We start from the raw sequence: 25779 nt of genomic DNA on the forward strand, positions 1-25779 counted from the left end.
CCCTTACACCGAGGCCTTGAGCAGGTCGCCGGCGTTCAGCGTCGGGTCGCCCTTGCGCCAGTTGCAGGCACACAGCTCATCGGACTGCAACGCGTCGAGCACGCGCAGTACCTCGTCGACGTTGCGCCCGACCGAACCGGCCGTCACACAGACGAACTGGACCTCGTTGTTGGGGTCGATGATGAAGGTGGCGCGGTCGGCGACACCGTCGGCGTTGAGCACCCCGGCCGCCTCGGCCAGCTCACGCTTGATGTCGGCGAGCATCGGGAACGGCAGCTTCTTGAGGTCCTCGTGCTGGGCGCGCCACTGGAAGTGCACGAACTCGCTATCGATCGAGGCACCCAGCACCTGGGTGTCGCGGTCCGCGAATTCGTCGTTGAGCTTGCCGAACGCGGCGATCTCGGTCGGGCACACGAAGGTGAAGTCCTTCGGCCAGAAGAACACCACCCGCCACTTGCCCGCGTAGTCGTCGCTGGAAATCGTGGTGAAGTAGTCCTCGGGTTGCTTTGCGTCTACCTGCGACAAATCGCCGGGGACGAGCGCGGTGAGTTGGTAAGCGGGGAACTGGTCGCCGATGGTCAGCAGGGCCATGTCACTCCTTCATCGTGAATATCGTCGAAATCTTCTCGCGTCATGACGCGCACCTTCCATACTGCCCAAGACCGACTCTAAGCGAAAGGTGATATTTCCCACTACACTTATCGGTATGACCGATAAGAGTTATCAGCCCACCATTGCGGGGCTCCGGGCCTTCGTGGCGGTCGCCGAGACGCACCACTTCAGTAGTGCCGCAACCAGTCTCGGTGTAAGCCAGTCTACGCTGTCACAGGCCCTGTCGGCGCTGGAAGCCGGTATCGGCGTCCAGCTGGTGGAGCGCTCCACCCGGCGTGTCTTCTTGACAGATGAAGGCCGGAAGCTGCTGCCGCAGGCGCAGGCGGTGATCGAATCCGCGGCGGCCTTCAGTGCGGCGGCCGCCGGCGCGGGCGACCCGCTGCAGGGCACCATCCGGTTGGGCTTGATCCCCACCGTGGCGCCCTACGTGCTGCCCACCGTGCTGGCCGGGTTGGCGGGCCGATTGCCCGAGTTGACGCTGCGGGTGGTCGAGGACCAGACCGAACGGCTGCTGGCCTCCCTTCGGGAAGGATCCGTGGACGCGGCGCTGATCGCGTTGCCCGCGGAGGCCGGCGGAATCAGTGAGATCGCCATCTACGACGAGGACTTCGTCCTGGCGCTGCCACCCGGGCATCGGTTGGCCGACAAGAAGCGGGTGCCGCCGACCGCCCTGGCGCACCTTCCGCTGCTGCTGCTCGACGAGGGGCACTGCCTGCGTGACCAGGCGCTGGACGTGTGCCGCATCGCCGGGGTGCGGGCCGAGCTCACCAACACCCGCGCGGCCTCGCTCACCACTGCGGTGCAATGTGTGACCGGGGGACTGGGGGTGACTCTGATCCCACAGACCGCGGTGCCCGTGGAGGTGCAACGCAGCCGGCTCGCGCTCGCGCGCTTCGCCAGCCCGTGTCCGGGCCGGCGAATCGGGCTGGCGTTCCGGTCCTCCAGCGACCGCGAGGCGCCCTATCGCCGGCTGGCCGGAATCATCGGCGAGCTGATCAGCGCCGAGAACGACGTGCGCCTGGTGCGGGTTTAGGCTGCACCCCGTGACGCTTGAGATCGCTGACGAGAACCGGGTACGCACCCTGACCCTGAACCGGCCCGAGTCGCTGAACGCCTTCAATGAGGTCCTCTACGACGCCACCACCGAGGCGCTGCTGGCGGCCGCCGAGGATCCCGAGGTCGCGGTGGTGCTGATCACCGGGGCCGGACGCGCATTCAGCGCCGGCACCGACCTGGCCGAGATGCAGGCGATGGTCACCGATCCGGATTTCGTCCCCGGCAAGCACGGCTTCCGAGGTCTCGTCGACGCCCTGGGCCGGTTCCCCAAGCCGCTGGTCTGCGCGGTGAACGGGGTGGGGCTGGGTATCGGCGCCACCATCCTGGGATTCGCCGATCTGGCGTTCATGTCGTCGACGGCCCGGTTGAAATGCCCGTTCACCAGCTTGGGGGTGGCGCCGGAAGCCGCGTCGTCCTACCTGCTGCCGCGGCTGATGGGCCGGCAGAACGCGGCCTGGCTGCTGATGTCCTCGGAATGGGTGGACGCCCAGGAGTCGCTGCGGATGGGGCTGGTCTTCAAGGTCTGCGAACCTGACGACCTGCTGCCCGATGCCCGACGACACGCCGAAATCCTGGCCTCTCGGCCGATCGGCAGCCTGATGGCCGTCAAGCAGACCATGGTGGAGCCGCTGCGGCCCGAGATCGCCGCGGCCACCGCGCGCGAGAATGCTCTGTTCGCCGAGCTGATGGGTGGTCAGGCCAATGCCGCGGCGCTGGCCGATTTTGCCGGCCGGAAGGTCACCTGACCGCTGCGGCGGTGTTGCTCTGCTCCGCCTCCGCCGCGGTGGCGATGATGGCGCGCAGCGTGTGCCGGCAGCGTCCGCAGTCGGCGCCCGCACCGCACATCGCGGCGACCTCCTTGGAGGTGCACGCACCGGCCGCGACGGCGTCACACACCGTCTGATTGGTGGCTCCGACACACAGGCACACGTACATCAGCGCGTCTCCTGCGGGGCGGGTTCGGTGGCCATGGCGTGGGTTTCGGTGGCCATGACGTGGGCGAGCGTTCCGACGAACAAGCTCGGGTAGGCACCGATCCCGGCGCCTGTCATCCACTCGGCGGCCGCGTCGGGATGATCGATCCAGCGCCGTGCACTGGGCATACTGTCGATCTCCAGCAGCGTCATCACTTCGTGCTGATCGTCGAAGGCCCGATACACCCACACCTTGCGCACCCCGGCGTCGCGGAACCGGTCGAGCCCGCCGTGCACCCGGGCCATCAACTGGGACACGTCGTCGACCGAGGAGAACGCGCCGACGATCACGCCGGCCGGAATCGAGTCCGTCTCGCAGTCCGCCAGGTCGATCTTCTGCAGCACCTCACCGGCGAATATCGCCGGGATGTCGTTCACGCCGATGAGATCAAACCATTCAAAAACCGCCGGCGAACGCAGTAATTCTTTAACCGTCGCGCGATGTCGAACACCTAATGTGACCAGTACCCGGTCCGGCTCCAGAATCGATTTATAGAGCACGACGTGATGCGCACCCATTCCAGCCAATGGAGTACGCCCGTCCTTGATCAGGGACCACATTCGTTCGGCGTCTTTGACGCGGTAGTCGGTGGCCAGCACGAGTGAATGCAACTCGTCGCCCCCAGGCTGTGCCCGGGTCTCTTCCTGGCCGTCTTCGGACCGCATAGTCCTCATGTTAGTGCAGTCTAACCTAAGTTCGATTAGCCGAGTCTAACCTAACCCGATCGACCGATTTACCTGCGGCTATGCTCGTGCGGACGGTCCGGGTCCGGCGCGCTCGACCCTGCCCGGGCCATGTCCGGCGAGTCGCTGCTAATCAGCCCACCCACGGTTGCGGACTGCACTACATTGGCAACGGCAGCACCCGGCGGCGCACAGCCCAGCCCGCCGTCACCGCCCCTGACATAGGAGTGATCATGCAAGGTGATCCGGATGTACTGCGCCTGCTCAATGAACAACTCACGAGTGAATTGACGGCGATCAATCAATATTTTCTGCATTCCAAGATGCAGGATAGCTGGGGCTATACCGAATTAGCCGGGCATACCCGCGCGGAGTCGTTCGAAGAAATGCGGCACGCGGAAGAAGTGACCGACCGAATTCTGCTTCTCGACGGCCTGCCGAACTACCAACGCATCGGCTCGTTGCGCATCGGCCAGACGCTGCGCGAACAGTTCGAGAGTGACCTGGCCCTCGAACTCGAGGTGATGAATCGCCTCAAGCCGGGCATCGTCATGTGCCGGGAGAAACAGGACAGCACCACCGCCACGCTGCTGGAAAAGATCCTCGCCGAGGAGGAGAGCCACATCGACTATCTGCAGACGCAGTTGGAGCTGATGGACAAGCTCGGCGAGGCGCTCTACTCCGCGCAGTGCGTGGCTCGCCCGCCGAGCTGACGGTGCCGCGGGGGTGACGGCGTCGGCAGCGCCCGGGTCCGCGGAAACCCACGTACACGTCGCCGTACTGACCGCGGCGCGACGCAACCTGGTTTTCCTCGCGATCGTGCTCGGAATGCTGCTGGCCGCACTGGATCAGACGATCGTGGCGACGGCGCTGCCGACCATCGTCGCCGATCTGGGCGACGCCGGCCACCAGTCCTGGGTGGTCACCAGCTACCTGCTGGCGTCGACGATCGTGTCGGTTCTGGTCGGCAAACTCGGGGACCTGTTCGGCCGCAAGCAGGTGTTCCAGGCCGCCGTGGTGTTCTTCGTGACCGGATCGGCGCTGTGCGGCCTGTCGCACACCATGCTGATGCTGGTGGCGGCCCGCGCGCTGCAGGGGATCGGCGGCGGCGGCATCACCGTGACGGCGACCGCGCTGATCGGTGAGGTCATCCCGCTGCGGGAACGCGGCCGCTACCAGGGCATGCTCGGTGCGGTATTCGGGGTGACCACGGTGATCGGTCCGCTGCTGGGCGGTTACTTCACCGACTACCTGACCTGGCGCTGGGCGTTCTGGATCAACGTGCCGGTGTCGGTGGTGGTGTTCCTGGTCGCCGGTGCGGCCATCCCGGCGCTGAGGGGGCGCGGTCGTCCGGCGATCGACTACACCGGGATCGTGCTGGTCGGCCTCGGCGCGACCGGCCTGACCCTGGCCACCAGTTGGGGCGGCACCCGGTATCCGTGGGGCTCGCTGCCCATCATCGGCCTGCTGGTCGCGGCCGGGCTCGCGCTGGGCCTGTTCGCCTGGGTGGAGAGCAGGGCCGATGCGCCGATCCTGCCCACCCGGCTGTTTTCCAGTCCGGTGTTCACCGTGTGCTGCGTGCTGGCGTTCGTGGTCGGGTTCGCGATGCTGGGTGCGCTGACGTTTTTGCCCACCTATATGCAGTACGTCAACGGCGTCTCGGCGACCACGTCGGGGTTGCGCACCCTGCCGATGGTGGCCGGCATGCTGGTCACCTCGACCGGCAGCGGCACCCTGGTGGGGCGAACCGGCCGGTACAAGATCTTCCCGGTTCTCGGAACCGCGCTGATGAGCGTCGCCTTCCTGCTGATGTCGCAGATGGGGCCGTCGACGCCGGCCCCGCTGCAGTCGCTGTACCTGTTGATCCTGGGTGCCGGGATCGGACTGTCCATGCAGGTGCTGGTGCTCATCGTGCAGAACACCTCGGGTTTCGATGATCTCGGTGTGGCGACCTCCGGGGTGACGTTTTTTCGGACGATCGGCAGTTCGTTCGGGGCCGCGATCTTCGGCTCGCTGTTCTTGAACTTCCTCGACCGGCGAATGGGTGCGGCGCTGGCGGCCGGCGGCGCCCCCGAACAAGCGGCCAGTTCGCCGGCGGCACTGCACCGATTACCTGATGCGCAGGCCGCGCCGATCGTGCAGGCCTACGCCGACGCGCTGGGACAGGTCTTCGCCTGCGCCGCGCCGGTTGCGGCGGTGGGATTCGTGCTGGCGCTGTGTCTGCGGGAAGTGCCGCTGCGCGATATCCACGCGCCGGCCGCCGATCTCGGCGATGGATTCGGGATGCCGACCGATGAGACATCGGATGCGCTGTTGGAGATGGCCATCGGACGGTTGCTGCGCGGCGCCCCCGGCGTACGGCTGCGCAGCATCGCGCTGCGGCCCGACTGCGAACTCGATGTCGCCGGGCTTTGGGCGGTGCTGCGGATCCACCGCTATATCCAGGCCTACCGGGCGGCCCGACTGTCCGACATCGCCGCCGATCTGCGGGTGCCCTACGAAGTCCTCGAACCGGTCTTCGACCACCTGGTGGACACCGGCTACGTGCTGCGCGAGGGAGACAATCTGGGGCTGACCCGCTCCGGGCTGGGCTACGTGGAGTTCGTCTCGTCACTGATCCACGAGTGGGTGGTCGACAAGCTGGGTCGTTCACCCGGATTCGACGGGCACCCGGATCGCGCCCAGGTCGAGGCGGCGCTGGAACGGATCTCGCATCAGCTTCTGGCCCAACGTGATTGGCACGACCGGTTACCGGCGGACGCACGCCGAGGCTGAAACCGGGCAGGGAACGGGCGAGTGCCGGTGGCACGGCGTAGCATCACCGCCATGAGCCGTATTGGAGCATTCGCGAACGACGACCTTGCCGGCTGGTTCCTGAAGTCGCCCGACCTCGGCGGCGCGCTCGCCGGCTTCAGCGACGCCGTCTATAACCGCAACCGGCTGCCGATGCGGACCCGCGAACTCGCGCGGACGGTGATCGCCAATGCCAATGAGTGCACGGTATGCCAGAACACCCGCGACGCAGACGGGCCCGCGGCCGGTGTTGACGAAGAGTTGTACGAGCACGCGGCCGAATGGCGCACCTGGCCGGGATACAGCGCCCAGGAGCGGCTGGCGGCCGAGTTCGCCCACCGATTCGCCACCGAGCACACCGTGCTGCGCGACGACGAAGATTTCTGGGCGCGCTGCGCCGAGCACCTCTCCGACGAGTTGCTGACCGACCTGGCGCTGTCGTGTGCGCTCTGGGTCGGGATGGGACGGGTGCTGCGCACCCTGGACATCGGGCAGAGCTGCATCCTCACCTTGCCCAGCCGGGCGTGACCGACCGGCCCACTCCGCTTGCCGCCGCGGCCATCGCGCAGCTGGAGGCGGAGGGGGTCGACGCCGTTATCGGCACCGTGGTCAATCCGGCCGGGCTCACGCACGCCAAGGCGGTGCCGATCCGTCAGATCAACACCTTCGCCGAACCGGGACTGGGTGTCAGCCCGGTCTGGCACGGCTTCGCCATCGACCGGACCGGTATCGCCTTCACCGATGACATCGGGGTGGTCGGTGATCAGCGGATCCGGATCGACCTGTCTGCGCTGCGCCCGATAGGCGACGGGATGGCCTGGGCGCCGGCCGGGTTCTTCGACCAGCACGGTGTACCGGTTGCGGCCTGCAGTCGCGGAACGCTCGGCCGGGTCGAATCCGCATTGGCCGATGCGGGCATCGAGGCGACCGTTGGACACGAAATCGAATTCGTCCTGGTCAACCCGGACGGTAGCCGGGCACCCTCAACCCTGTGGGCTCAGTACGGGCTCGCCGGGGTGCTCGAGTACGAAGACTTCGTCCGCGAGGTCATCGCGACGGCCACCGTGGCCGGGATCGGCATCGAGCAGTTTCACCCGGAATACGGTCTCAACCAGTTCGAGGTTTCGCTGACCCCGCAGACCCCGGTGGCCGCGGCCGACCAGCTGATGCTGGCCCGGATCATCATCGGGCGAGCCGCGCGCCGGCACGGCCTGCGGGTCAGCCTGTCACCGGCGCCGTTCGCCGATGGTGTCGGTTCCGGTGCCCACCAACACTTCTCCCTGGCCCGGGCGGGGGAGCAGCTGTTCTCCGACGGGAGCGGTGCCGCCGGCATGACAGCCGAAGGCGAGTGCGCGCTGGGCGGACTGCTGCGCGGCCTGCCGGAGGCGCTGGCGATCCTGTGCGGGTCCGTGGTGTCCGGGTTGCGGATGCAACCGGGCAACTGGGCCGGCGCGTTCGCCTGCTGGGGAACCGAGAACCGCGAGGCCGCGCTGCGGTTCGTGCGCGGGGGGCCGGGGGCACGCTACGGCGGCAATGTCGAGGTGAAGGTGGTCGACCCGTCGGCGAATCCGTACTTCGCCTCCGCGACGATCCTGGGTCTGGCGCTCGACGGCATCGGCGGATCCGCGGTGCTGCCGCCGGAAACCACCGCCGACCCGGCCACGCTGACCGGCGCCGAACGGGTCGGGCCGCTGCCCGGATCGCAGGCACAAGCGGTTGCGGCACTTGACGGTTCACGGCGGTTGCGTGCCATCCTGGGTGATGCGGCCGTCGACGCCCTGGTGGCGGTGCGTCGCTTCGAACACGCGCACTACGGCGAACTGGAACCCGAACAGCTCACCGAGAAATTCCGGATGGCCTGGAGTGTGTGAGTCGGCCCTGCACCAGCACATCGCCGCGGTCGAGCTGATCGATCAGCATGTGCATGGCTGCTGGCGAACATCGGGTGACCGCAACCGGTTTGAGAACGCGCTGAACGAGGCCAATACCGCGCCGCTGGCGGCGTTCGACTCCGGATTCGACACGCAGCTGGGGTTCGCCGTGCGCGCACATTGCGCGCCACTGCTGGGGCTGCCCAACCATGCTGGCCCGCAGGAGTATTGGCAGCGCCGCAGTCAGCTCGAGGAGATCGAATTGGCCCGCCTGCTGCTGCCCGCGGCCGGGGTCACCGACTGGCTGGTCGATACCGGCGTCGGCTCAGACGTCACCGATGTCGACGGTCTGGCCGAGCTGTCCGGTGGGCGCGGCCACGAGGTGGTCCGGCTCGAGCAGGTCGCCGAACAGGCCGCGGCGGCCTCCGGCGACTATGCCGATGTGTTCCAGGACATCCTGCACCGGCGGATGCGCAGCGCGGTCGCCACCAAGTCGATCCTTGCCTACCGGGGCGGGTTCGACGGTGACCTGACCGAGCCGTCGGCGACGCAGGTGGCGCAGGCCGCCGCCCGGTGGCGGGACCGCGGCGGGGTCCGGGTGGCCGACCGGGTGCTGCTGAGATTCGGTCTGCACGCCGCGCTGCGGGTCGGCAAACCGCTGCAACTACACGTCGGGATCGGCGACCGCGACGCCGATCTGCGGCTGGCCAATCCGCTGTACCTGCGCGAGTTCCTGCAGCAGACCGGCGATACGGCGATCGTGCTGCTGCACTGCTACCCCTACGAGCGCGAGGCCGGCTACCTCGCGCAGGCGTTCAACAACGTCTACGTCGACGGCGGACTGGCCATCAACCAGTTGGGCGCGCGGGCACCGGCGTTCATCGCTCGCCTGCTGGAGCTGGCACCGTTGCGCAAGATCGTCTATTCCTCAGACGGATTCGGCCCCGCTGAACTGCACTATCTGGGCGCGCGGTTGTGGCGCGGCGGCATGTACCGGGTGATGCGCGGATTCGTCGACGCCGACGAGTGGAGTCCATCCGACGCGATGCGCGTCGTCGACCTGATCGCGCACGTCACCGCGGCACGCATCTGCTTCGGCTGAGAGCCCTCAGATCAGGCCGGTGGCGTCGAACACCCAGGACATGTCGGCCTTGGCCAGATCCTCCAGCCAGGTCGGCGGGGCGTGGGCCGTCAGACCGGCCATGTCCCAGTAGTCCTTCCACAGCGTGATCTTGCCGTCGAGCACCCGGTGCACGGTGACGAATCGCAGCACCGCCGTTTCCCCGGTCGCCCAATTCCACGTCTCGGAGTGCTCGTAGAGGACATCGGAGCCCTCGGCGACCAGCAGCCCGGGGTGGTTCTGGTATCCGGCCAGCGGTTCCAGCCCGATCTTGAGCCGCTTGACGATGTCTTGCGGCCCGCGGGCGGCCGCGGCCGGCCCGACCGGCATGTCGACATAGATGCAGTCCTGCGCCAGAAAGGTTTTCACCGCATCCCAGTTACGCGCTGACAGCGCCTGCCACATCCCGACCACCGTCTGTTTGACGTCACCGTGCAGGTCCGCCGCGCGCCCGATCTTGGTTTCTGTGTCCCATGTCACAGGCGTAAATATAACGTCGATGCTGGACAGGTGTCCAAGGCGGTGTGGGCGCGTTTAGAGTCGGGGAGTCGGCGAGGGCTGCGGGAGGTACGCGATGGCGGGACGGGGATTGGCGCGCAAGGCCGGATTGGCAGTGGCGGCGGTCGGTGCGGCCGCGCTGGCCGGCCGGGCGCTGACGGCGGCGCGGACGCGCCAGGAGACACCGGCACCGTTCACGCCGTCCTGGACACCGGGGCCCGCGCTCTACGGGGCCGGGGTACGGCGCAACGTCGCGGTGCCGATGAGCGACGGCGTGGTGCTGCGCGGCGACATCCACTATCCGACCGTGCCCGAGACCGGCCAGCCCGCGGACGGGCCGTTCCCGGTGCTGCTGTCGGTGACGCCGTACGGCAAGATGGCGCCGCCGCCGGCCGCCCAGATCGGTGGCGGCGCAACCCCATACCTGATCAAACGCGGCTACATCGAGGTGATGGTCGACGTCCGGGGGACCGGTGCGTCCGGCGGGTCGTTCGAGATGTTCGGTACCGAGCAGACCCAGGACGGGGTGGACCTGGTCGCATGGGCGTCGACGCTGCCCAACTCCAACGGCCGGGTCGGCATGTTCGGAATCTCCTACCTGTCGATCAACCAGCTGTTCGCCGCCGCCGCGGTCGGACCGGATTCGCCGCTGAAGGCGATCTTCCCGGTGATGGCGGCCAACGACTTCTACCGTGACGCGGCCGCGATGGGCGGGGTGGCACATCTGCGGACGGTGCGCACCTACGGTGCCACCTACTCGCTGCTCAACGTCGTCAACCCGACACTGGAGTTCTTCGCGCGGGGTGGGCATCCCCGGCCGCGGTCGGGCGGCCTGGCCGCCGTGCGCCAGCGCGGCCGCGACCAGCGGGCCTACTTCGGGCCGTTGGTCACCGCGGCCGCCACCGGTGGTGACACCGCCTACGACGGACCGTTCTGGGACACCATGCGGCCGGCCCAGGTGCTGCGCGATGTCGCCGCCAACGGGGTGGCGGTGTTCTTGGTCGGCGGGTGGCACGACGCCTTCCAGCGGGGCGCGCCACTGAACTACGCCGCCCTGCAGAACGCCTACGCCGGGCGCCCGGACGGTGCCGCGATGGAACCGGGCCAGCCGGTCTCGGACCGGTTCCGGCTGATGATGGGCCCCTGGTATCACGTGTCGGACTTCGGCGGCCTGCACCTGAATGCGCTGCAGCTGCGGTGGTTCGACCGCTGGCTCAAGGACGACGAGACCGCGGCACTGTCCGGAGCGCCGTTGACCTTCCAGGCCATCGGCAGCCCGCAATGGTTCCACACCCGCGAATACCCCGTCCCGGCCGCGGCGCCCACCCGCTGGTACCTGGCGGATTCGGGCCGGCTGGCCGACACCGCGGATCCGGACGAGACGGTGGCCGCCCTGCAATACCGGCCGCGCGGGCCGATATCGGGCCGCAGCCTCGAGCAGTGGACACTCGGGATGAACAGCTTCATCGCCACCCAGGCCGGCGGCCGGATCGGTTATGACCAGGACAACCGGCGCCTGCAGCGCGGGGCGCTGACGTACACCACCGAGGCGTTCACCGAAGCGGCGCTGATCGCCGGGCCGATCACGCTGACGCTGCACGCGACGGCGACCACCACGGAGACGTTGTGGGTCGCGCACCTCGACGACGTGGCCCCCGACGGGGCCAGTCGGCCGCTGACTCAGGGGGCGCTGCTGGGCTCACACCGCGAGCTGGACACCGACCGCACGTGGTACCTGCCCGACGGCACCGTGTTGCGGCCACAGCATGTCAGCACGCGGGCTGCCAGCCGGCCCGTCGTACCGGGCGAGCTGACCCGCTACGACATCGAGATCTTCCCCACCGCGGCACTGATCGCGCCCGAGCATCGGCTGCGGCTCACCTTGACCAGCTACGACTTTCCGCATCTGGTGCCCAGTTTGCCCGCGCGGAAGGCACTGGCCGGCGGCAGCTATCGGGTCCACCAGGGCGGTGCCACCCCGTCACACATCCTGATCCCGCTGGCCGACCCGGACAGCCTGGTCTGAGATCGAACTCGGCGGCCCGAGCCGCACCGGAAGGTGCGCCCAACCGCGCAGCACCCGGGTGTCGCGCCGCACGCCGGGGCCTGCGCTGCGCACCTCGGGGAAGTGGTCGAAGAATGCCCGCAACCCGACTTCGCCCTCGGCGCGGGCCAGCGCGGCGCCCAGGCAGTAGTGCCGGCCGCCGGAGAAGGCGAGATGCCGTGCGGCGTTGGCGCGTTCGACGTCGAAGCGGTGCGGATCGCAGAACACCGCCGGATCACGGTTGGCGGCGGCCAGCAGGATGGCGACGACCTCGCCGCGCTTGATCGCGGTGCCGTCGACGACGGTGTCGGTGGCGGCCATTCGCGCGGTGAGCTGTACCGGCGAGTCCAGTCGCAGGATCTCCTCGACGGCGCCCGCCCAGCACTGCGGACGGTCCCGGAGCGTCTGTAGTTGGTCGGGTGCCTCCAGCAGCATCCGAATTCCGTTTCCCAGCAGGTTGACCGTGGTCTCGAATCCGGCGGCCAATACCAACCCGGCGACCGCGTGCAGTTCGGTTTCGCTGAGATGGGTGTCGGGGTCGCCGCTTTCCGCGGTTCGGATCAACTCGCTCATCAGATCGTCGCCGGGTTCGCGGCGCAGCCCGTGCAGATGCTCGGTCAACCAGGCGTTGAAGCCGGCGAGGCCGCGCCGCACCGAGCGGTATTGCTGCCAGGTGACGCCGAAATCCAGGCTGGGGGCGGCTAATTCGCCGAACTCCAGCACCCGCATCCGGTCCGACTCGGGTACCCCGAGGATGTCGCTGATCACCGCGACCGGAAGCAGTGAGCAGTAGCGGGCGACGATGTCGATCACCCCGCGTTCATCGGCCAGCTGATCCAGCAGCGTGTGCGCGGTGTGCTGGACCCGGTCGCGCAGGACGGTGACCGCTTTGGGGGTGAACACCGCCGACACGGCTTTGCGGCAGCGGGTGTGCTCCGGCGGTTCGACGGCCAGCAGCGACGGCGGCCGCAGCGGGTGCAGCATGTCCTCGCGGGTGCGCTGTTCCAGCCACCGCAGCGGCGCGGGCAGACTCGCTCCGGCCGATATCACCCGGAAGTCGTCGGAGCGCAGCAGCGCGTGCGCGGTCGCGTGATCGATGGCGAGGTAGCCGATCCGGGTGCGCACCAACGAACCGCGGGGACGCAAGGCGTCATAGAACGAGACGGGATCGGCCTTGACAGCGGGGTCGGCGATCAGCCGGGCCTGCGGGTCACCGCGGCGGGCACCGAGCGTGGCCACCGCCCGAATGAAGCCGTGCTGGGCGACCCAGTGCAGGCGCTGCCTCACGCCGCCTCGACCACATCCCGGATGCGTTCCAGGGTTTTCGTCATGTCGCGGATATTGCGCCGCTGGCGTAGGAATCCGCCGAACGCCCAGTAGTACACCGTGGTCAGCGGCGAGCTGGCCAGCCGGAACGATTCGGTGACGTCGGTGCCGTCACCGCTGGGCGTCAGCTCGTAGAGCCAGTTGTTGAGCGCCCGGTCGCCGGCCAACACCGCGAACCCGAAACGACGCCCGGGTTCGCATGCGGTGACCCGACATGTCGTCCAATACACCGGCCCGATCTCGTTGCGCCGCACGTGTCCGCGGAACCGGGCACCGAGCTCGGGACCGGTGGCGCCGTCGAGCCACTCGGCCTCGAACGTCTCCGGAGAGAACTTCCCGGTATTGCGGACGTCGGCGATCAGATCCCAGATCTGCTGTGCGGGTGCCGCCATGTGAACCGTTGCCGAACCTTGCATGACATCGATCCAAGCATGTTCGGCGACACAGCGGAACCGTCCGTCAGGCGGCGCCCAGCGAACTCTGCAGGTCGGGCTTCATCGCCTGCAACTGCGCACCCCAGTACTCCCAGCTGTGGGTGCCGTAGGGCGGGAAGTCGAACACCGCGTTGTGGCCGCCGGCCGCCTCGTACAGCTCCTGGAACCGCTTGTTCTGGCCGATCATGAAGTTGCCTTCCAGGAACGTCGCCGGGATGCTGCCGCCGCCCAGCTCGTTCGGGGTGCCGTTGCCGCAATACACCCACAACCGGGTGTTGTTGGCGACCAGCTGACCGACGTTGACCGTCGGGTCGTTGCGCTGCCAGGCCGGGTCGTCGCCGGGTCCCCACATGTCCTCGGGGTGGTAGCCGCCCGCGTCGCCCATCGCCATGCCGATCCAGCCCTTGCCGTCGGACGGGTTGATGTAACCCGACAGCGAGCCGGCGTAGACGAACTGACCCGGGTGGTAGATCGCCAACGTCATGGCCGAGGACCCGGCCATGGAGATGCCCACCGCGGCGCTGCCGGTCGACTTGACGCCCTGGTTGGACGCCAGGTAGCCGGGCAGCTCGCTGGTCAGGAACGTCTCCCATTTGTAGGTCGAGCAGCCGGAGTTACCGCAGGCCGGCCGGTACCAGTCGGCGTAGAAGCTGGACTGTCCGCCCACCGGCATGACCACCGACAGGCCCGACTGGTAGTACCACTCGAACGCGGCCGTGTTGATGTCCCAGCCGTTGTAGTCGTCTTGGGCGCGCAGGCCGTCGAGCAGGTATACCGCAGGTGAGTTGGCGCCACCGCTTTGGAACTGGACCTTGATGTCACGGCCCATCGATGCGGACGGCACCTGCAGGTAATCGACGGGCAGGCCGGGTCGGGAGAATGCCTCGGCGGGCGCTGTTCCGCCGGCGGCACTGACCAGACCGGGTAGCGCGACGGCGGCCGCCGCGGCGACCAGCAGTCGGCGTCCCCAGCCGCGCGTCTTCTTGCTCACTTCTGCCATGCTTGGGCCCCTTACCACGTATTTATGCGCCGACGCGCATCGGGGTGAACTTACCTCGGAATGGTCGATGTGTCGATTATCACACGCTCAGATATCGGCTTCAGGCTGACCCCGCCCACCTGCGCCTGGAGGCCCGATGTGGCAATGTCGGCGTCCCCCGGTAGGCTCACCGGCGGTAAAGCCGACGTAGACCACGCCGTCCCGGCCTGCCGCCAAGCGCGAACCACCACATCGTGGGGAGACCCGCACGATTCGCGTTTCGATGGCAACGCCGGACCCGATTGAGGTGGAGATTTGGATGCGGTATTAGGCCTATCGATGACGCGAAACCGGGTGGGGTGGGTCCTGGTTGACGGTCACGATGGCAACGGCGCGACCCTGGACAGCGCCGAGTTCGCGGTGGGGGAATCCCGCGGGCTCCGCGCAGTCAACGCCGCTCAGCAGGCGGCGGAGGTGGTGCTGCCGATATGGACCGGCCTGGACGCGGCCGGTCAGCGATTGCACGCGGTATGCGTGACGTGGAGTAATGCCGCGGCCGCGGACGCCGCGCTGCTGCTGGAGTTCTTGGCCGACGCGGGATTGGACAGTGTCGTGCCGGTCCGGTACACCACCGCGGCCCAGATGCTCGGCAGCGGGCGGCACACCGCACCCGACGACCTGGCATTGGCGCGGGGCGCCGCGGTGGCACTGGGCACCGAGTTCACCGCCGAGCAGAGCCAGCGGCAGCCTGATGCCGCGGCGGCGGTGCGCCCCAGCGCGCCGGCACGGACACGATCGTTGACCTACGCCTCCGCGGTCACCACGCTGGTGGCCGCCGCGGTCACCTTCGTCGTGTCGCTGGCCGTGGCGGTGGGTCTGGAACTGGCTCCCGAGAAGGGACAAACCCCGTCGGGGGCCCACCATTCGACCGCAGAGGCCGCGGCACCGTCGCGGTGACTCAGCGGTCCTTGGCCCGCTGGGCGAGCAACGACACCGAGACGTCGTCGGCGACCTGTAGCGAGCCCATCAGCAACGAGTAGGGCCGCACACCGAAATCCGATTGCCGGACCGCGGTGTTGCTGGACAGCCGCCACTCGTCCCCGGTATCGGTGATCTGCACCTCGACAACCTGATCACGCTGGGTGCCGTGGATCTGCAGACTTCCGGCCAGGCGGTATCCCTCGCCGGTCTGATCGATCGTGTCGGCAACGAAGCGGATGGTCGGGAAGCGGCCGGCGTCCAGTGACCGCAACGCATTGGCACGCACCAGGGTTTTCTCCGGACCCGACAGCGCCTTGACACCGCCGTCACCCCGCACCACCTGCAGCGACTCCACCTCGACGGTGAGTTCGACGGTCAGCGGCGTATCCCCGGACCAGTCCAGGGTGGCCTGCCATCGGTGCATCACGAGGGTCAGTCGGTGACCCATCTTGGCCGCCCGGCCGCCGACGCCGGTGCGAATGAGCAGGTCGCCGTCGTCCGGGCCGAACGTCCACTGCGCGTCTGGCACTCCGCTCAATGCGTGACCGGGCACTTCGCGCCGACGCCGTAGTCGACCTGCCAATGCTTGATCCCGTTGAGCCACCCGGACCGCAGCCGTTCCGGGGTGCCTACCGATGCCAGATCCGGCATTCCGTCGGCGATCGCGTTGAACATCAGGTCGATGGTCATCCGGGCCAGGTTGGCGCCCATGCAGTAGTGGGCGCCGGTGCCGCCGAACCCGACGTGCGGGTTCGGGTTGCGCAGGATGTTGAAGGTGTACGGGTCGTCGAAGACCTCTTCGTCGAAGTTGGCCGACCGGTAGAACATCACCACCCGCTGACCCGCTTTGATCGGCACCCCGGACAGCTCGTAGTCGACCAGCGCGGTGCGCTGAAACGACGTGACCGGGGTGGCCCAGCGCACGATCTCATCGGCGGTGGTGGCCGGTCGCTCGCGTTTGAACAGTTCCCACTGGTCGGGGTGATCGGTGAAGGCCATCATGCCCTGGGTGATGGAGTTGCGGGTGGTCTCGTTGCCGGCGACCGCCAGCAGGATCACGAAGAAGCCGAACTCGTCGTCGGAGAGCTTGTGGCCGTCGATGTCGGCCTGGATCAGCGTGGTGACCAGGTCGTCACGCGGGTTCTCGGTGCGGTCGGCCGCCATCGCCATCCCGTACATGATCAACTCGACCGATGCCGCGATGGCGTCGTTGCCGGCGAATTCGGGGTCCTGGTCGCCGACCATCTGGTTGGACCAGTCGAAGAGCTTCTTGCGGTCCTCCTGGGGGACGCCCATCAGCCCCGCGATCGCCTGCAGCGGCAGCTCGCACGACACCTGCTCGACGAAGTCGCCGGATGCCTCGGCCGCGGCCGCGGAGACGATCCGCCGGGCCCGCTCGTTGAGGTCGCCGCGCAGTTGCTCCACCGCGCGCGGAGTGAACGCGCGCGAGATGATCTTGCGCAGCCGGGTGTGCTGCGGGGCGTCCATGTTCAGCAGCACGAACTTGCCGCGGTCGATCTGCTCGGCGACGGTGCCGTCCTTGTAGCGCGGCAACGCCGTCTTGGCCAAGCTGGAGAACACGTCGCTATGCAGCGAAATCTCCTTCACGTCGTGGTGGCGGGTCACCACCCAGTAGCCGCCGTCATCGAAGCCGCCCCGCCCGGCCGGCTGTTCGTTCCACCAGATGGGCGCCACCCGGCGCATCTCGGCGAGCTCCTCGACCGGTAGGCGCTCGGCGTAAATGTCGGGATCGGTGAAATCGAAGCCGGGGGGCAGATTGGGGGCGGGCATCGGCTACTCCTCACGATGAAGGGGGCTAATTGCCAGTAATACACCGGTGCACCGGGAGATTGCGGCCGATTCGCGTGGGCGGCCCCGCGGTACCCGATAGGCTCGGCACAGCGCCCGCCACGCCGGCCGGGCTCAGCTAACTCGAGGGTGGGACATGATTCGCGAACTAGTGACCGCGGGTGCCATCGCCGCAGCCGCCGTCGGCGCAGCCCCGGCTGCCGGAGCCGATCCGAGGGCTTACACGGGTGACGTGCCGGGCATGGCCCAGGGCGTCAGTATCGACCAGCCCTGTTACAGCTGGGAGCGGTACATCTACGGGCGCGGCCCCGACGGGCAGGCGATGGCGTGCCACTTCATCCCCAACCAGTTCCCGGCCAAAGACACCGGGTTCTGGATGATTTCCTACAAGCTCTACGGCGTGCAGGACATCGGCAAACCGTGCCCCAGCTCGCAGGCGGCCGCGCAATCCCCGGATGGGCTGCCGCTGGTCTGCATGGGTGCCCAGGGCTGGCAACCCGGGCTGTTCACCGGGGGCGCCGGCCCGTACGCTCCGCCGGGTGTCGTCTCGTCTGAGTGACCGTCGCGGCGCCGGGCGCCGTGCAGTGACGCAGCGGCACAACGAATGTCGAGCGCACACCCGGCACCGGCAGCTGGTGGCGTGGCGGACGGTTGTCCAGGGCCGCGCTGATGTTTAGGGTGGAGTCTGGCCGCTGGGGGATCGCCTCCGACGCGATGCGCAAGCTGGTTGCCTACACGACTTGTCAGCAGAGGTGGCGGATTGGCTGAGCGCGACGACATCGCGTCCGACCTGTTGGTGATCTTCGGAATTACCGGGGATCTGGCTCGGAAGATGACGTTTCGCGCCCTGTACCGGTTGGAGCGCCGCAACGAGTTGGACTGCCCGATCCTGGGTGTGGCCAGTGACGACATCAGCGTCGAACAGCTGTGCACGCGGGCACGGGAGGCGATCGGCGCCACCGAGGAGTTCGACGAGAAGGTCTTCGACCGGCTGGCCGCCCGGTTGTCCTATCTGCACGGCGACGTCACCGATCCGGCGCTCTACGCGGCGCTGTCGAAGCACACCGGGGCGAGTCGGCGCCCGTTGTACTACCTGGAGATGCCGCCTTCGCTGTTCGCGCCGATCGTGGAGAACCTCGCAAAGGCCGGGTTACTTAAGGACGCGCGGGTGGCGGTCGAAAAGCCCTTCGGCCACGATCTGGCCTCGGCGATCGAGCTGAACTCCCGACTGCGCGCGGTGCTGCGGGAGGATCAGATCCTGCGGGTCGACCACTTCCTGGGTAAGCAGCCGGTGGTGGAACTGGAATACCTGCGCTTCGCCAACACGACACTTGCCGAGGTGTGGGACCGCCGCAGCATCGCCGAGATCCACATCACCATGGCCGAGGATTTCGGGGTGCAGGACCGGGGTCGGTTCTACGATTCCGTCGGCGCCTTGCGCGACGTGGTGCAGAACCACTTGCTGCAGGTGCTCGCGCTGGTCGCGATGGATCCCCCGGCGGGATCGACGGCCGATGACCTCAACGACAAGAAGGCCGAGGTGTTCCGGGCGATGCCGGCGGTCGAGCCGGCGCGCTACGTCCGCGGCCAGTACCGCGGCTACACCGACATCGACGGGGTGGCCGACGGCTCGAAAACCGAGACGTTCATCGCGATGCGGACCGAGATCGACAACTGGCGCTGGGCGGGGGTGCCGATATTCCTGCGCGCGGGCAAGGCGTTGCCGGCCAAGGTGACCGAGGTCCGGCTGTTCACCCGCCGGGTCCCCGCGCTCGCGTTCCTGACCGGCCGAGACCGAGCCGAACCCAACCAGATCGTGTTGCGTGTGGACCCCGACCCCGGCCTTCGCCTGCAGTTGATCGCCCAGGGCGGGGATTCGTGGCGCGCCGTGCACCTCGACTCGTCGTTCGCCGAGGATCTGGGTGAGCCGATACGCCCCTACGAGCGGCTCCTGCACGCCGGGTTGTCTGGTGACCGCCAGCTGTTCGCCCGCCAGGACGCCATCGAGGAAACCTGGCGGGTCGTTCAGCCGTTGTTGGACACGCCGGGGCCGGTCCATCCGTACGAGTCGGGGTCGTGGGGGCCCGAGGCGGCACGCTCGTTGCTGCGGGGTCACCACGGATGGCAACAGCCCTGGCTGCCGTCTGACCGTGGCGCTTAACCGTGAAAAACCGAGAGCAGGGGAGAAGATGCAGCTAGGAATGGTCGGCCTGGGCCGCATGGGGGCTAACCTCGCGCGTCGTCTGGTCAACGACGGACACGAATGCGTGGCCTACGATCACAATCCCGACGCGGTCGCGGCCATCGCCGGAGGCGGCCCGATCACCGGGGTGTCCTCGCTGGCCGAACTCGCCGACAGCCTCACCGCGCCGCGTGTGGTGTGGGTGATGGTCCCCGCCGGGCCGATCACCACCTCGGTCATCGAGGACCTGGGCGGCGTGCTGGAGTCCGGCGACATCGTGATCGACGGTGGCAACTCGTATTACCGCGACGACATCAAGCACTCGGAGATGCTGGCCGAGCAGGGGATTCGACTGCTCGACTGCGGAACCAGCGGCGGCGTGTGGGGACGGGAACGCGGCTACTGCCTGATGATCGGCGGTGACACCGACGCCGTCGCCCACGTCGAACCGATCTTCGCCAGCGTCGCGCCCGGTGTCGGGGCGGCGCCGCGCACCCCGGGTCGCGATGGTCCGATCGCCCCGGCCGAGCAGGGTTATCTGCACTGTGGGCCGTCCGGGGCGGGGCACTTCGTCAAGATGGTGCACAACGGCATCGAGTACGGAATGATGGCCTCGCTCGCCGAGGGGCTCAATATCCTGCGCAACGCCGATATCGGAACGCGGGTACAGCAGGGCGACGCGGAGACGGCGCCGCTGGCCAACCCGGAGTTCTACCAGTACAACATCGACATTCCCGAGGTCGCCGAGCTGTGGCGGCGGGGCAGCGTGATCGAATCCTGGCTGCTGGATCTGACCGCCATCGCGCTGCGCGAGGAGCCCACGCTGGAAACCTTCGCCGGGCGGGTTTCGGACTCCGGCGAAGGCCGCTGGACGTCGATCGCCGCGATTGACGAGGGGGTCCCGGCGCCGGTGCTGACGACGGCGCTGCAGTCCCGTTTCGCGTCCCGTGACCTCGACGAGTTCGCCAACAAGGCGCTGTCGGCGATGCGCAAGCAGTTCGGCGGGCACGACGAAAAGCCGCACTGACGGCTGATGCGCCGGCGAGGACGTCGCGAACGGAATTTTGCCGCCGGTAGCGGCGGGCGTGCCAGGATGGAGATGCCGCAACGGCGGTGAGCGACCAGTCGAGTGGTGTGCCGATGCCCGGTATCGACAAGGCAACAGGGCGCGTGGCCGTCCTGATCCTGCTGTTGGCGCTCGCTGCTGCCGCCCTGCGCGGATACCTTCCAGCCAGCGCAAAGCCCGACGACCAGCACCGGGCCGGCCCGGCGTCGGTGTTCCTCCTGGTTGCGCTGCTGAGCGCGACGCTGGCGATCCTGGTGGTCGCGATCATCGCCCGCATCCGCAATCCGCGCGCATCGGCCGGCAGCCTGACCGGGCTCGCCGAAGGTGCTGCCGGCCGGGGCGGGCGACCGACGTGGCGCGCGGCGCTGGTGCTGCTGATCGGCCTCGCGGTGCTCATCGGGTGGCTGCTGATCACCATGCTGTTGCTGCACCTGGCCGGCCACTACGGAATCAGGGTGCGGGCACCCGGCCAGGGGGCGCACACCGGGACAGTGGGACCCGACGGCGTACCACAACATCGCGACACCGCCCCGCCGTCGCCGCGGCTGCCCCGTCCCCGTCCGGGCGGCGACGTGTTCTCCTATCTCGCCGCCACCGCGGCGGGGCTGGTGCTGGTCACCCTGGTGGCCACCGTCATCGGGGCGCGCCGGCGGCCGGGCACGACGCTGCCGTTGATCGGCGCCGAGGCGGGGCCCGAACCCGAGCCGGCGGGTTCGGGTTCGCTGGTGCGTGCCGCCGAACTCGGATTGGCCGAGATCGGCGACCTGGGCCGCGGTCCGCGGGAGGCGATCATCGCCTGCTACGCCACCATGGAGCGGGAACTGGCGCACGTGCCCGACGCGATGCCGCAGGAATTCGACACCCCGACCGAGGTGCTGGTTCGGGCGGTCGAGCACCATGCGTTGCGTGCCGACAACGCGGCCCAATTGGTGAAACTGTTCGCCGAGGCGCGATTCAGCCCGCACGTGATGAACGAGGATCATCGTGACGCAGCGGTTCGGGTGCTTCGGCTGGTGCTTGCCGAGTTACCGCGGAGCACGTCGTGACGCGGCTGGTGATCCTGGGCGTCTGCCTGGTCGCGGCAACGGAGTCGCTGGCGCTGCTGCTGGACAGCCGCCGCACGGCATTGGCGGTCTCGGGCCTGGCGGCGGCGCTGCTGCTGGTGGTCTTTCGGCGGGTCCTGGGCCGTGACGTGACGCCGACCCCCGTTCCACCGGATCCGGGGGTTGATTCGTTGCGGCACTGGCTGTCCCGCAGCGAGACGTTGATTCACTGGTCGGAGTCCACCCGGATCGACTGGGACCGACACTGGCGTCCGATGCTCGCGCGGCGGTTCGAGAACGCAACCGGTCAATCACGCCGCACCGATCCGGCAGCATTCGACGCGACCGGCGAAATGCTCTTCGGCGCAACGTTATGGCAGTGGGTGGATCCAGCCAACGTCGCCGAAGGCCGCGATCGCGGACGCGGCCCGGGCCGGGCGGCACTCGAAGATATTCTGCAACGATTGGAGCAGGTGTGACGATGCCGGCGGCGACCACCACCGCGCACTGCGAAGCGGTGCTGGACGAGATCGAACGTGTCGTGGTGGGTAAGCGCCCGGCGCTCGCGTTGATTCTCACCGCCGTACTCGCGCGCGGCCACGTCCTCATCGAAGACCTGCCGGGGCTGGGCAAGACGCTGATCGCGCGGTCGTTCGCCGCGGCGCTGGGCCTGGGGTTCACCCGCGTCCAGTTCACGCCGGATCTGCTGCCCGCGGACCTGCTCGGCTCGACCATCTACGACATGCAGTCGGGGCACTTCGAGTTCCGGTCCGGGCCGATCTTCACCAACTTGCTGCTGGCCGACGAGATCAACCGGACGCCGCCCAAAACCCAAGCGGCCCTGCTGGAGGCGATGGCGGAGGGCCAGGTCAGCATCGACGGTCAAACGCACCGGTTGCCGGCGCCGTTCATCGTGCTGGCAACCGACAACCCGATCGAATACGAGGGCACCTACCCGCTGCCGGAGGCGCAATTGGATCGTTTCGCGATCCGGCTGGAGTTGCGGTACCTGTCCGAACGCGACGAGACCTCGATGTTGCGCCGCCGACTCGACCGCGGTTCGGCGGAGCCCGCCGTCGCGCAGATCGTCGACGCGCACGACCTGGTGGCGATGCGTGAATCGGTCGAGCAGGTCACCGTGCACGACGATGTGCTGCACTACGTGGTCGCGCTGGCGACCGCGACCCGGCATCATCCGCAGGTGGCGGTCGGTGCCAGCCCGCGCGCCGAACTCGACCTGGTCCAGCTCGCCCGGGCACGCGCACTGCTGGACGGCCGGGACTACGTGATCCCCGAGGATGTCAAGGCACTGGCCGTCCCGGCCGTCGCTCACCGGATCACCCTGCGCCCGGAGATGTGGGTGCGCCGCATCCAGGGGTCGGACGTGGTGGCCGAGCTACTGCACCGGTTGCCGGTGCCGCGGGCGCGGGGACTGAGCGAGTAATGATCGAAACCCGGGTCACCGACATCGAGCTACGTTGGCGTGCCTCATCTCTGACGCTGGCGTTGGCGACCTGCAGTGCCCTCGCCCTGGCCGCCGCGGTGCTCGCCGCGCGCTGGCAGCTCATCGCGTTCGCCGCGCCGCTGCTGGGGGTGTTGTGCTCGATCAACTGGCAGCGGCCGGCGCCGAGGATTCGCGTCCATGCGCAGCCGGCATCGCAGCGCTGCTTCGAATCCGAGCAGGCACGGTTGACGGTCTGGCTGACCGCCGAACCCGACGGAGTGGCGGGGCAACTGAGGGTGACGGCGGTGCCCGGGATGCAGCTCGTTGACGAATCTCCCCGGCCGGTGCAGACCGTGCACGCGGTGACCGAACGTTGGGGCCGATACCCGATCCGGGCCGAGGTCGCCGTGTTGGCCGGTGGCGGGTTACTGGCCGGAACCGCCGCGGTGGATGCCGCCGAGGTGAACGTATTCCCGCTGGCCCCACCGCAATCGACGCCGATCCCGCGCACCGAGCTGCTGGACCGATTGGGCACCCACCTGACCCGCCGTATCGGCCCGGGCGTCGAGTACGCCGATATCCGCGCCTATGTTCCCGGCGACCCGTTGCGGATGGTCAACTGGCCGGTGAGTGCCCGTCGCGGCAGACTGCATGTGACGCAGCGTCTGACCGACCGCGCCGCCGACGTGGTGGTGCTGATCGACAGGTACCCGCAGGAGCCGGGGCCCGCCACCGAAGCGACCACCCGGACGGTGCGCGGTGCCGCGCAGGTGGTCCAGACTGCGCTGCGCAACGGGGATCGTGCCGGTGTCGTCGCACTGGGCGGTCGACGTCCACGGTGGCTGGGTGCCGACATCGGGCAGCGGCAGTTCTACCGGTTGATCGACACCGTCCTGCACGTCGGCGATGACTTCGAAACCACTACCGGGACATTGGCTCCGCGTGCGGCGGTTCCCGCCGGCGCGGTCGTCGTCGCCTTCTCCACCTTGCTGGACACCGAGTTCGCCCTCGCGCTGATCGACCTGCGTCGCCGCGGGCACGTGGTGGTCGCCGTCGACGTGCTCGAGGGCTCGCCGTTCGAAGGTGAGCATGATCCGTTGATCGAGCGGATGTGGGCGCTGGAGCGGGCCTCGATGTATCGCGACATGGCCACCGTCGGGGTCGACGTGGTGTGTTGGGACCCCGAGCACACCCTGGACCAGTCGATGCGGCTGCTGACCGACCGCCGCCCGGTGCGGGGGCGACGGTGACATGAAATTGGCGGCGTCGCAATCCCTGTCGGGGGTATTGGGGGTGTTGATGGCGACCGTACCGGCCGTCGGATCGCATTCCCGCGGGGCGGCGGTGATCGCGCTGCTGGCGCTGGCCGCGGTGCTGGCCGGGCTGACCCTGCGTACCGCGGCGACGCTGGCCGTGCTGCTGGCCGGGTCGGCGATCGTGCTCGCCGATCCGGTGCCGGTCCTGGCCGGACTGTCCGGTTTGAGCGCCGCCGGCTACCTGACACTTCGGCACGCGGGTGCGGTGACGGCACCGGCGGCGGTCGGCGCCCTCGGATTCACCTTCGCCGGTCTGGTCGCGACCGCGTTTCCGCTGAGCCTGCCCTGGCTTCCGCTGCTGGCGCCGTTCGCGGTATTCGGGCTGTATGTGCTGGCGATCCAGCCGTATCTGGGCGCTGGGCGCTGACTACACGCCGGCGGCGTCGTTGAGCGCGTCCAGTGTGCTGGTCGCCTCGAGGTACTCCTGCACCCAGCGCTGCATGACGGTCGCGGTCTTCTCCACCTTGGTGAACTGGCCGACGACCTGGCCCACCGGGTTGAACGCCACGTCGACGCTCTCGTTGGGGTACTTGTTGGTGGCCCGCACCGCCATCCCAGAGACCATGTACTGCAGCGGCATGCCCAGCGGCTTCGGGTTGTCCGGGGCCTCCCACGCCTCGGTCCAGTCGTTGCGCAGCATCCGGGCCGGCTTGCCGGTGAACGACCGGCTGCGGACGGTGTCGCGACTACCCGCCTTGATGTAGGCCGCGTGCTGGGCCTCGGTGTTCGAGGATTCCTCGACCATCAGCCACTGCGAACCGGTCCAGGCGCCCTGGGCGCCCAGCGCCAGCGCCGCGGCGATCTGCTGACCGCTGCCGATGCCCCCCGCGGCCAGCACCGGCACCGGTGCCACCGCCTTGACGACCTCCGGCCACAGCACGATCGAACCGACCTCGCCGCAGTGGCCGCCGGCTTCGCCGCCCTGGGCGATGATGATGTCCACGCCGGCCGCCGCGTGCTTACGCGCCTGCGAGGCGGAGCCGCACAACGCGGCCACCTTGCGGCCCGCGTCGTGGATGTGCGTGATCATGTCGGCCGGGGGAGTCCCGAGCGCGTTGGCGATCATCGTCACCTTCGGGTGCTGCAGCGCCACCTCGACCTGCGGGGTGGCGGTCGCCTCGGTCCAGCCGAGCAGTTGCAGGCTGTCCTCGTCGGCGTTCTCGACGGGAACACCGTGGTCGGCGAGCAGCTTCTTACCGAAGTCGAGGTGCTGCTGGGGCACCAGCTTGCGCAGCGAGTCGGCCAGGTCATCGGCGGACTGCCCGGAGTCCATGCCCTCGTACTTGTTGGGGATGACGATGTCGACGCCGTAGGGGTGGTCGCCGATGTTCTCGTCGATCCACTTCAGCTCGATTTCCAGCTGTTCGGGCGTGAACCCGACCGCGCCCAACACGCCGAATCCGCCGGCCTTGCTCACCGCGACGACGACATCGCGGCAATGGGTGAAAGCGAAGATCGGAAACTCGATGCCGAGGTCATCGCAGATCGAGGTGTGCATGCCTGCTCCTAAGCGGGATGATAGGCGACGGGAACCAAAGTTGAAACGT

General features: G+C 68.4%; 26 protein-coding genes and 1 pseudogene. 17 read left to right on the forward strand and 10 right to left on the reverse strand.

Annotated features, from left to right (window positions below; all coding sequences use genetic code 11):
• Positions 1–3: 3 nt before the first annotated feature.
• The gene (locus tag AC5Y36_RS15920; RefSeq protein WP_500041894.1) at positions 4–591 is read right to left on the reverse strand and encodes a peroxiredoxin; all 588 of its coding nucleotides are present in this window, start codon (positions 589–591) and stop codon (positions 4–6) included.
• A 115-nt stretch (positions 592–706) separates the two neighbouring features.
• Here AC5Y36_RS15920 and AC5Y36_RS15925 point away from each other — a divergent pair, with 115 nt between their 5' ends.
• Both AC5Y36_RS15925 and AC5Y36_RS15930 read left to right on the forward strand, forming a co-directional pair.
• Positions 707–1645, forward strand: a complete 939-nt coding sequence (locus tag AC5Y36_RS15925; RefSeq protein WP_500041895.1) for a hydrogen peroxide-inducible genes activator — start codon at positions 707–709, stop codon at positions 1643–1645.
• Positions 1646–1655: 10 nt separating this feature from the next.
• Positions 1656–2414, forward strand: a complete 759-nt coding sequence (locus AC5Y36_RS15930) for an enoyl-CoA hydratase/isomerase family protein (protein ID WP_500041896.1) — start codon at positions 1656–1658, stop codon at positions 2412–2414.
• On the opposite strand, the gene AC5Y36_RS15935 is transcribed toward AC5Y36_RS15930, so the two are convergent.
• On the reverse strand, positions 2407–2604 hold the full coding sequence (locus tag AC5Y36_RS15935) for a (2Fe-2S)-binding protein (protein WP_500041897.1): 198 nt from the start codon (positions 2602–2604) through the stop codon (positions 2407–2409). The two genes, AC5Y36_RS15930 and AC5Y36_RS15935, sit on opposite strands and share 8 nt — an antisense overlap.
• Complete coding sequence (locus tag AC5Y36_RS15940) at positions 2604–3308, reverse strand: fatty-acid--CoA ligase (RefSeq protein ID WP_500041898.1); 705 nt, start codon at positions 3306–3308, stop codon at positions 2604–2606. The genes AC5Y36_RS15935 and AC5Y36_RS15940 overlap by 1 nt, the downstream gene beginning before the upstream one ends.
• 251 nt (positions 3309–3559) lie before the next feature.
• Here AC5Y36_RS15940 and bfr point away from each other — a divergent pair, with 251 nt between their 5' ends.
• The 5 genes from bfr (at position 3560) to AC5Y36_RS15965 (ending at position 9092) form a co-directional block, all read left to right on the forward strand.
• Complete coding sequence (gene bfr, locus AC5Y36_RS15945) at positions 3560–4039, forward strand: bacterioferritin (RefSeq protein ID WP_500041899.1); 480 nt, start codon at positions 3560–3562, stop codon at positions 4037–4039.
• A 67-nt stretch (positions 4040–4106) separates the two neighbouring features.
• The gene (locus AC5Y36_RS15950; RefSeq protein ID WP_500041950.1) at positions 4107–6101 is read left to right on the forward strand and encodes an MDR family MFS transporter; all 1995 of its coding nucleotides are present in this window, start codon (positions 4107–4109) and stop codon (positions 6099–6101) included.
• Between the two features lie 51 nt (positions 6102–6152).
• The gene (locus AC5Y36_RS15955; protein ID WP_500041900.1) at positions 6153–6647 is read left to right on the forward strand and encodes a carboxymuconolactone decarboxylase family protein; all 495 of its coding nucleotides are present in this window, start codon (positions 6153–6155) and stop codon (positions 6645–6647) included.
• Entirely contained in the window at positions 6644–7990 is a 1347-nt protein-coding gene (locus tag AC5Y36_RS15960) for a type I glutamate--ammonia ligase (RefSeq protein ID WP_500041901.1), read from the forward strand. The genes AC5Y36_RS15955 and AC5Y36_RS15960 overlap by 4 nt, the downstream gene beginning before the upstream one ends.
• Positions 7983–9092: an amidohydrolase family protein gene (locus AC5Y36_RS15965; RefSeq protein WP_500041902.1), complete on the forward strand. Its 1110-nt coding sequence runs from the start codon at positions 7983–7985 to the stop codon at positions 9090–9092. The genes AC5Y36_RS15960 and AC5Y36_RS15965 overlap by 8 nt, the downstream gene beginning before the upstream one ends.
• A 6-nt stretch (positions 9093–9098) precedes the next feature.
• Here AC5Y36_RS15965 and AC5Y36_RS15970 read toward each other — a convergent pair whose 3' ends face one another.
• The gene (locus AC5Y36_RS15970; protein ID WP_500041951.1) at positions 9099–9548 is read right to left on the reverse strand and encodes a nuclear transport factor 2 family protein; all 450 of its coding nucleotides are present in this window, start codon (positions 9546–9548) and stop codon (positions 9099–9101) included.
• A 322-nt stretch (positions 9549–9870) separates the two neighbouring features.
• Here AC5Y36_RS15970 and AC5Y36_RS15975 point away from each other — a divergent pair, with 322 nt between their 5' ends.
• Complete coding sequence (locus AC5Y36_RS15975; protein ID WP_500041952.1) at positions 9871–11634, forward strand: CocE/NonD family hydrolase; 1764 nt, start codon at positions 9871–9873, stop codon at positions 11632–11634.
• On the opposite strand, the gene AC5Y36_RS15980 is transcribed toward AC5Y36_RS15975, so the two are convergent.
• From AC5Y36_RS15980 to AC5Y36_RS15990, 3 genes and pseudogenes are all read right to left on the reverse strand, one after another.
• On the reverse strand, positions 11590–12939 hold the full coding sequence (locus tag AC5Y36_RS15980; RefSeq protein ID WP_500041903.1) for a cytochrome P450: 1350 nt from the start codon (positions 12937–12939) through the stop codon (positions 11590–11592). The genes AC5Y36_RS15975 and AC5Y36_RS15980 overlap by 45 nt on opposite strands.
• Positions 12936–13425 (reverse strand): annotated as a pseudogene (locus AC5Y36_RS15985) (SRPBCC family protein). The gene AC5Y36_RS15980 and the pseudogene AC5Y36_RS15985 overlap by 4 nt, the downstream one beginning before the upstream one ends.
• A gap of 12 nt (positions 13426–13437) precedes the next feature.
• A complete protein-coding gene (locus AC5Y36_RS15990) occupies positions 13438–14412 on the reverse strand; it encodes an esterase family protein (RefSeq protein WP_500041904.1) in 975 nt (324 codons plus the stop codon).
• A 318-nt stretch (positions 14413–14730) separates the two neighbouring features.
• Between AC5Y36_RS15990 and AC5Y36_RS15995 the strand changes: the two genes are divergently transcribed.
• Positions 14731–15348 (forward strand): DUF7159 family protein, encoded by a 618-nt coding sequence (locus tag AC5Y36_RS15995; protein ID WP_500041905.1) that lies wholly within the window; start codon positions 14731–14733, stop codon positions 15346–15348.
• 1 nt (position 15349) lies between these two features.
• On the opposite strand, the gene AC5Y36_RS16000 is transcribed toward AC5Y36_RS15995, so the two are convergent.
• On the reverse strand, positions 15350–15901 hold the full coding sequence (locus tag AC5Y36_RS16000) for a YceI family protein (protein ID WP_500041906.1): 552 nt from the start codon (positions 15899–15901) through the stop codon (positions 15350–15352).
• Positions 15902–15906: 5 nt separating this feature from the next.
• On the reverse strand, positions 15907–17163 hold the full coding sequence (locus AC5Y36_RS16005) for a cytochrome P450 (protein WP_500041907.1): 1257 nt from the start codon (positions 17161–17163) through the stop codon (positions 15907–15909).
• 154 nt (positions 17164–17317) lie between these two features.
• Between AC5Y36_RS16005 and AC5Y36_RS16010 the strand changes: the two genes are divergently transcribed.
• The 8 genes from AC5Y36_RS16010 (at position 17318) to AC5Y36_RS16045 (ending at position 24599) form a co-directional block, all read left to right on the forward strand.
• Entirely contained in the window at positions 17318–17740 is a 423-nt protein-coding gene (locus AC5Y36_RS16010; RefSeq protein WP_500041908.1) for a hypothetical protein, read from the forward strand.
• A gap of 168 nt (positions 17741–17908) precedes the next feature.
• Positions 17909–19342, forward strand: coding sequence for a glucose-6-phosphate dehydrogenase (locus tag AC5Y36_RS16015; RefSeq protein ID WP_500041909.1), 1434 nt, complete (start codon positions 17909–17911; stop codon positions 19340–19342).
• Between the two features lie 28 nt (positions 19343–19370).
• Complete coding sequence (gnd, locus tag AC5Y36_RS16020) at positions 19371–20390, forward strand: phosphogluconate dehydrogenase (NAD(+)-dependent, decarboxylating) (RefSeq protein ID WP_500041910.1); 1020 nt, start codon at positions 19371–19373, stop codon at positions 20388–20390.
• Positions 20391–20503: 113 nt separating this feature from the next.
• The gene (locus tag AC5Y36_RS16025) at positions 20504–21475 is read left to right on the forward strand and encodes a DUF4129 domain-containing protein (RefSeq protein WP_500041911.1); all 972 of its coding nucleotides are present in this window, start codon (positions 20504–20506) and stop codon (positions 21473–21475) included.
• The gene (locus tag AC5Y36_RS16030; protein ID WP_500041912.1) at positions 21472–21951 is read left to right on the forward strand and encodes a hypothetical protein; all 480 of its coding nucleotides are present in this window, start codon (positions 21472–21474) and stop codon (positions 21949–21951) included. The genes AC5Y36_RS16025 and AC5Y36_RS16030 overlap by 4 nt, the downstream gene beginning before the upstream one ends.
• On the forward strand, positions 21948–22916 hold the full coding sequence (locus AC5Y36_RS16035) for an AAA family ATPase (RefSeq protein WP_500041913.1): 969 nt from the start codon (positions 21948–21950) through the stop codon (positions 22914–22916). Before AC5Y36_RS16030 ends, AC5Y36_RS16035 begins: the two co-directional genes overlap by 4 nt.
• Entirely contained in the window at positions 22916–24166 is a 1251-nt protein-coding gene (locus AC5Y36_RS16040; protein WP_500041914.1) for a DUF58 domain-containing protein, read from the forward strand. Before AC5Y36_RS16035 ends, AC5Y36_RS16040 begins: the two co-directional genes overlap by 1 nt.
• Position 24167: 1 nt before the next feature.
• Positions 24168–24599, forward strand: coding sequence for a hypothetical protein (locus AC5Y36_RS16045; protein ID WP_500041915.1), 432 nt, complete (start codon positions 24168–24170; stop codon positions 24597–24599).
• Here AC5Y36_RS16045 and AC5Y36_RS16050 read toward each other — a convergent pair whose 3' ends face one another.
• On the reverse strand, positions 24600–25730 hold the full coding sequence (locus tag AC5Y36_RS16050) for a nitronate monooxygenase (RefSeq protein WP_500041916.1): 1131 nt from the start codon (positions 25728–25730) through the stop codon (positions 24600–24602).
• Between the last annotated feature and the right edge of the window lie 49 nt (positions 25731–25779).

The sequence above is a fragment of the Mycobacterium sp. NGS50 genome (genome assembly GCF_059812545.1).